General features: G+C 72.3%; 4 protein-coding genes and 1 tRNA gene. 2 read left to right on the top strand and 3 right to left on the bottom strand.

Annotated elements, in window-relative coordinates; translation table 11 throughout:
- The 3 genes from HW578_RS21130 to ppa all read right to left on the bottom strand — a co-directional run.
- Nucleotides 1-1,693 (bottom strand): protein-disulfide reductase DsbD domain-containing protein (locus tag HW578_RS21130; RefSeq protein ID WP_198372692.1); only part of this gene is annotated, 1,693 nt, incomplete at its 3' end.
- Nucleotides 1,694-1,796: 103 nt separating this feature from the next.
- Nucleotides 1,797-3,920 (bottom strand): sodium-translocating pyrophosphatase, encoded by a 2,124-nt coding sequence (locus HW578_RS21125; RefSeq protein ID WP_198372691.1) that lies wholly within the window; start codon nucleotides 3,918-3,920, stop codon nucleotides 1,797-1,799.
- Nucleotides 3,921-4,206: 286 nt separating this feature from the next.
- Complete coding sequence (gene ppa / locus HW578_RS21120; protein ID WP_198372690.1) at nucleotides 4,207-4,737, bottom strand: inorganic diphosphatase; 531 nt, start codon at nucleotides 4,735-4,737, stop codon at nucleotides 4,207-4,209.
- A gap of 158 nt (nucleotides 4,738-4,895) precedes the next feature.
- On the opposite strand from ppa, the gene HW578_RS21115 reads away from it, so the two are divergent.
- Nucleotides 4,896-6,149 carry a M20/M25/M40 family metallo-hydrolase gene (locus tag HW578_RS21115; protein WP_198372689.1) on the top strand — a complete coding sequence of 418 codons (1,254 nt, stop codon included), beginning with the start codon at nucleotides 4,896-4,898 and terminating at the stop codon, nucleotides 6,147-6,149.
- Nucleotides 6,150-6,169: 20 nt separating this feature from the next.
- Nucleotides 6,170-6,242: transfer RNA gene (locus HW578_RS21110), tRNA-Ile, on the top strand.
- Nucleotides 6,243-6,539 lie beyond the last annotated feature (297 nt).

Here is a 6,539-nt window from a genome sequence, read left to right as displayed (position 1 = left end):
CGGCGGCGGGCGTCGCACCCTGCACCAGCGGCAGCAGCGCCAGCGCGGCGACGATGGCGGCGGCGGCGGCGATGCGCCCGACCCGCCCGCCGGCTGCCTGCGCCAGCCCCCAGGCCCAGGCGCCGAAGCCGATCAGCACGCCGCCCAGCAGCACAACCAGCACGGCGGAGGGCCCGGCCTGCTCGGCCAGCACCCAGACCAGCCAGGCGGCGGCGGCATACATCGGGAAGGCCAGGCCCTGCTTCAGCCGGTCCATCCAGGCGCCAGGCCGTGGCAGCAGCCGCGCGAGGCCCGGCGCGATACCCAGCAGCGCGTAGGGCAGTGCCATGCCGAGGCCCAGCGCGGCGAAGACCACCAGCGCCTCGGCCGCGCCCATCGCCAGCGCGGCACCAATGGCCGCCGCCATGAAGGGTGCGGTGCAGGGGGTGGCGACCAGCACCGCGAGCGCCCCGGTGAAGAAGGACCCGGCATGCCCGCCCTTGGCCGCGAGCGAGCCTCCGGCCGCGACCGGCCCGCCGATGGCGAAGACACCCGAGAGGTTCAGCCCCACGGCCAGCATCAGCCAGGCCATGCCGGCGACGAAGGCCGGCTGGGTGAACTGGAAGCCCCAGCCCGCCACGCCGCCCGCCGCGCGCAAGGCCACCAGCAGCCCGCCGAGGGCGACGAAGGACAGCACCACCCCGGCCGTATAGGACGCCGCATGCGCGCGCACCGCGCCCTGCGCCGCGCCGGACAGCCGCGCGATGCCGACCGCCTTCATGGCCAGGATCGGGAAGACGCAGGGCATGAGGTTCAGGATCAGCCCGCCGAGGGCGGCCAGCAGCGCCGCCTGCCACAGCGGCAGCCCTCCCCCTTCCGGCACAGCGCCGGGCGTGGCCGAAACCAGGTAGGCCCCGCGCACCCCGGCGGCATCGGTGATGGCGAGGACGCCGTTCATCTGAGTCGGCAGCGCCGGCGCCTGGCCGCGCGCGAGGGCCAGGCGCAGCGTGCCGTCGCGCACGCTGAGCGCCTGCGGCGCGGCATTGTCGATCACCCCGGCGTCCATCGGGAAGAAGAAGGCGTCGCGCACCGCGCCGGGGGCGATGCCCGGGCCGGTGACCGCGATGGCGCCGGCGGGGCCCGCGAAGCCGAGGCGGGCGGTGAACGGGGCGGCGCGGGGTTCCGCGGCCTCGGCGGCGGTGAACAGGGCGGCGGTGGCGGACGCCGGGCGCGGCGTCGCCTCGACGGGAATGTCGAGGCGGAAGGCGCCTTCCTCGGGGATGCAGACCTGCTCGCAGACCAGCCATTCGCCGCGGGCCTCGATGGTCAGCACATCGCCGGGGCGCATCGCGGCGGGGGCGGTGACCGGGATGATGAAGACCGGTTCGCCCTCGTAGCCGAAATTGACCAGCGGCCCGAAGGGGATGCGCGCGGGCGCGGGGAAGCGCATGGGCGCGGCCGTCGCACCCTCGGGCAGGTCGAGCGTGACCTCGGGCGGCTGCCCGGCGTCGCCGGGGTTCACCCAGTAGGTGTGCCAGCCCGGCGCCAGGCGCTGGCGCAGCGCCAGGCGGAAGGACTGGCCCGGGGCAACCTGGTCGTGGTCGGAAAGGATGGTGACCGTGGCGCGCGGCGAGGTGACGGCAGCCGATTCCAGCGCCTGCGCCGCGGGGGCGGCCGCGATCAGCGCAATGAGAAGGGCCAGCAATCGCGACATGACCCCAATCAAGGCCCGCGGGGGCGGCGGTGCAAGCCCTGCAATGAAGAAGGGGCCGGCGGATCGCTCCGCCGGCCCCCGTTTCGCGCCGTGCGGGTCAGGCTCAGCTGTGCGCCAGCATCGCCAGCAGCAGCAGCGCCACGATGTTGGTGATCTTGATCATCGGGTTCACCGCCGGACCGGCGGTGTCCTTGTAGGGGTCGCCCACCGTGTCGCCGGTCACCGCCGCCTTGTGCGCGTCGGAGCCCTTGCCACCATGGTGGCCGTCCTCGATGTACTTCTTGGCGTTGTCCCACGCACCGCCGCCGGTGGTCATGGAGACCGCGACAAAGAAGCCGGTGACGATCACGCCCAGGAGCATCGCGCCGAGGGCTTCGAAAGCCGCGGCCTTCCCGCCGATGGCGAGGATGCCGAAATACACCACGATCGGGCTGAGCACGGGCAGCAGCGAGGGGATGATCATCTCCTTGATCGCCGCCTTGGTCAGCATGTCCACCGCGCGGCCGTAGTCCGGCTTCTCGGTGCCCGCCATGATGCCCGGCTTCTCCTTGAATTGGCGCCGGACTTCCTCGACCACGGACATCGCCGCGCGGCCGACCGCCGTCATCGCCATGCCGCCGAACAGGTAGGGCAGCATGCCGCCGAACAGCAGGCCAACCACGACATACGGGTTGGACAGCGAGAAGGTGAGCTGCCCCATGCCCAGGAAGTACGGGTATTGCGTGGCGTTTGCCGCGAAATACGCGAGGTCCTGGGTATAGGCCGCGAACAGCACCACCGCGCCGAGCGCCGCCGAGCCGATGGCGTAGCCCTTGGTCACCGCCTTGGTGGTGTTGCCCACCGCGTCCAGCGCATCGGTGGTCTGGCGGATTTCCTTCGGCAGGCCGGCCATCTCGGCGATGCCGCCGGCATTGTCGGTCACCGGTCCGAAGGCATCGAGCGCCACCACCATGCCGGCGAGTGCGAGCATCGTGGTCACCGCGATGGCGATGCCATACAGACCCGCCAGGCCATAGGCGATCAGGATGCCGAAGATGATCACCAGCGCCGGCAGGGCGGTCGATTCCATCGACACGGCAAGACCGCGGATCACGTTGGTGCCGTGGCCCGTCACCGAGGATTCCGCGATGGCCTTCACAGGGCGGAAGTTGGTGCCGGTGTAGTATTCGGTGATCCAGATGATCAGCGCGGTCACGACCAGCCCGACCGCGCCGCACAGGAACAGCGAGAAGGCGCCGAACGACGCCCCGGCCGCCGTGGCGGTGCCGAAGCCGAAGATCATGAAGGACAGCGGCAGCAGCGCCACCAGCGACAGCACGCCGGTCACCGCGAAGCCGCGGTACATCGCCCCCATGATGTTGTTGCTCGCCGGCAGCTTCACGAAATAGGTGCCGACGATGGACGTCACGACGCAGATAGCACCGATCGCCAGCGGGAAGATCATGCCCGCCTTGAGGAAGGGCGTTCCGGCGAAGGCGATGGCGGCCAGCACCATCGTCGCGACCATGGTCACGGCGTAGGTCTCGAACAGGTCGGCGGCCATGCCGGCGCAGTCGCCCACGTTGTCGCCCACGTTGTCGGCGATGGTCGCGGGGTTGCGGGGGTCATCCTCGGGGATGCCGGCCTCGACCTTGCCGACCATGTCGCCGCCGACGTCCGCACCCTTGGTGAAGATGCCGCCGCCCAGGCGCGCGAAGATCGAGATGAGGGAGGCGCCGAAGCCGAGTGCGACCAGCGCGTCGATCACCACGCGGTCGTTGGGCTCGAGCCCGCCCAGCACGACCAGCAGGAAGAAGTACACCGCGACACCGAGCAGCGCGCCGCCGGCCACCAGCATGCCGGTGATGGCCCCCGACTTGAACGCGACATCGAGCCCGCCCGCGAGCGAGACGGTCGAGGCCTGCGCCGTGCGCAGGTTCGCGCGCACCGACACGTTCATGCCGATGAAGCCCGCAGCGCCGGACAGCACCGCGCCCAGCAGGAAGCCGATCGCGACCGCGATCCCGAGCCGCCAGGCCACCAGCACGAACAGCACCGCGCCCACGATGGCGATGGTGGTGTACTGGCGCTTCAGGTAGGCGTTCGCGCCTTCCTGGATGGCCTTCGCGATTTCCTGCATGCGTTCGTTGCCGGGATCGCGCGACAGCACGTCCTTGGCGGTGATGACGCCATAGGCGATGGACAACGCCCCGAGCGCGATCACGATGATCAACCAGACGGTCAGCAACTTACGGACTCCCCCAAATCTGGACGCGGTCTGATGGCCGCATGGCGCCCCCTTGGCGGCGGGCCGCGCATAGTGGCGGGGGAATTGGCGCCGGCGCAACCGGGCGGAGGGTCAAGTCCGGGCGGGCGCGGAACCAGGGGCGTCGCGCGGCCCATGGCACGTTCCGCCGCCGGATGGCCGGCCAGCGCCGGTGGCGATCCGCAAACGCCCCGGGCCTCCCGGCGGGGGGGGGTGGCCCGCACCGCACCGGGAGATGGGTGGCGGCCCCGGCCAGTGTGGGCGGCGTTCAGCCCTTCGCGGCGCGTGCGATCGCCTCGGTGATCAGCCGGCGGGCTTCCTCGGCGTCGCCCCAGCCGATGAACTTCACCCACTTGCCGGGCTCTAGATCCTTGTAGTGCTCGAAGAAGTGCTGGATCTGCCCGATCGTGATCCGCGGCAGGTCCGTATAATTGTGCACATGCTCGTAGCGCAGGGTCAGCTTGGGCACGGGCACCGCGATGATCTTCTCGTCCCCGCCGCCGTCGTCCTCCATCTTCATCACGCCCACGGGGCGCACGCGGATGACGGCGCCCGGGATGATCGGGCGGGTGTTCGCCACCAGCACATCGATCGGGTCGCCATCCTCGCTCAGCGTGTGCGGGATGAAGCCGTAGTTCCCCGGGTAGCGCATGGGCGTATGCAGGAAGCGATCCACGAACAGGGTGCCGGCCGCCTTGTCCATCTCGTACTTGATGGGCTCGCCGCCGATCGGCACCTCAACGATGACGTTCACGTCGTGGGGCGGGTCCTTCCCGATCGGGATGGCATCGATGCGCATGGTGGGCTGTCTCCGGGCCGGAACGGCGCGCGGCTGTAGCAGAGCGGCCGGGGGCACGGAAGCGGGGGCGGGTTGCGCCCCAGGCGCACGGGACGCGTTCCGCCGCAGGCGCACGGGGCGGGGTTGCGCGCCTCGCCTGCCCCGCCCAGGCTCCCGGCATGACCCCTGCCCGCGCCGCCTTCGTCGCCGCATCCCGTACCCGCGCGCCAGAGGTGGCCGCGATCACCCGCCGCCTGATCGCCGTGCCCTCCCCCAACCCGCCCGGCGACGTGCGGGCCTGCGCCGAGGACTGCGCCGCCCTGCTGCGCGAGCTCGCCCCCGCCGCCGAGGTCTCGCTGCATGCCACTTCGCCCGAGGTCACCAACGTCGTCGCCCGCATCGCCGGCGCCGGGCCGGGGCGCGTGCTGGCCTTCAACGGCCATCTTGACACCTATCCGGTGAACGAGGCGCTGCCCTGGACGGTCGCCCCGCTCGGCGGAGAGGTCCGCGACGGGCGCCTGTTCGGGCGCGGCGCGGCGGACATGAAGGGCGGCATCGCAGCCTCCATCCTCGCCTTCGCGCTGCTGGCCCAGCATCGCGAGGCCTGGCGCGGGGAGGCCATCCTGACGCTCGCCGGCGACGAGGAGACCATGGGTCCGCTCGGCACCAAATGGCTCCTCGACCACATCCCCGGCCTCGCGACGGCCGGCGCGGTCATCATCGGCGATGCCGGCTCGCCCCGCGTGCTGCGCTTCGGGGAGAAGGGCTTCCTCTGGATCGAGGTCGAGGCCAGCGGCACCGCGGCCCATGGCGCGCATGTCCATCTGGGCGCGAACGCGATCGACCGGCTGCGCGCCGCCCTCGACGTGGTGGCGGCGCTGCGCGCCCTGCCGGTGGCCGCCCCGCCTGCCGTCACCGCGGCGATCGCCGCCGCGCGCCCGGTCAGCGAACCCCTCGCCGGCGCGGGCGAGGCCGAGGTGCTCGGCAGCGTCACGGTCAACATCGGCCGGATCGAGGGTGGCACCGCGCCCAACCTGGTGCCCGCCGCCGCGCGCGCCGCCTGCGACATCCGCCTGCCGGTCGGCGTTTCCGCCGCGCAGGTGGAAGCCGCGCTCGCCGCCGGGCTCGATGCCCTGCCCGGGATCGCCTGGCGCGTGCTGCGCCGCTTCGAGCCCAACCACACCGATCCCGCCGCCGACATCGTCCGCCTGGCGCAGGCCGCCGCCGAGGAGGTGCTGGGCGGCCCCGTCGCGGTGAACATGCGCGTGGGCGGCTCCGACGCCCGCTGGTTCCGCATGGCCGGCCTGCCGACGATCGTCTACGGCCCCACTCCCCACAACATGGGCGGCGCCGATGAATGGGCCGATCTGGCGGAGCTGGAGGCCGTGGCCCGCGTGCATGCCCTCGCGGCGTTTGATTTCCTGGCCGGCTGAGGGCAATCACGCAGGCGCATGGGCCTGTAGCTCAATGGTCAGAGCGGACCGCTCATAACGGTTTGGTTGCAGGTTCGAGTCCTGCCGGGCCCATGCGTCCCGTCGCTTTCATACCGGGCGCCCAAAGGTTGCGCCGTGGTCCCCCACAGGCGCCGGGCGGCGGCCATACGGCCGCCTTGGCTGTGCCGGACGACCAGTGGGCCGCGTTCGCGGCCCCGGCCCTTCGGGCCGCAGTTCGCCACCTGGTGCGCCTGGTGTCAGAACCCCCGCACCACCAGCGCGGCGATCCCGCCCGCGGCGACGGCCATGGCGAGCCACGGCACGGCGCTGCGGCGCGGGCGGACAGCGGGCCGGAAGGCTCGGCGGCGCAGCGGCGGCACCCGGGCGGGC

This window comes from Roseomonas rosulenta (genome assembly GCF_016106005.1).
In the GTDB taxonomy this organism is placed as follows: Bacteria; Pseudomonadota; Alphaproteobacteria; order Acetobacterales; family Acetobacteraceae; genus Neoroseomonas; species Neoroseomonas rosulenta.
Note: the sequence above shows the minus strand (reverse complement) of the source record. Positions and strands in the feature narration are given on the sequence as shown.

What these genes read in the sequence shown, in the direction of transcription:
- HW578_RS21115 (WP_198372689.1), top strand. Translation starts at nt 4,896, where the DNA reads ATGACCCCTGCCCGCGCCGCCTTCGTCGCCGCATCCCGTACCCGCGCG.
- ppa (WP_198372690.1), bottom strand. Translation starts at nt 4,737, where the DNA reads ATGCGCATCGATGCCATCCCGATCGGGAAGGACCCGCCCCACGACGTG.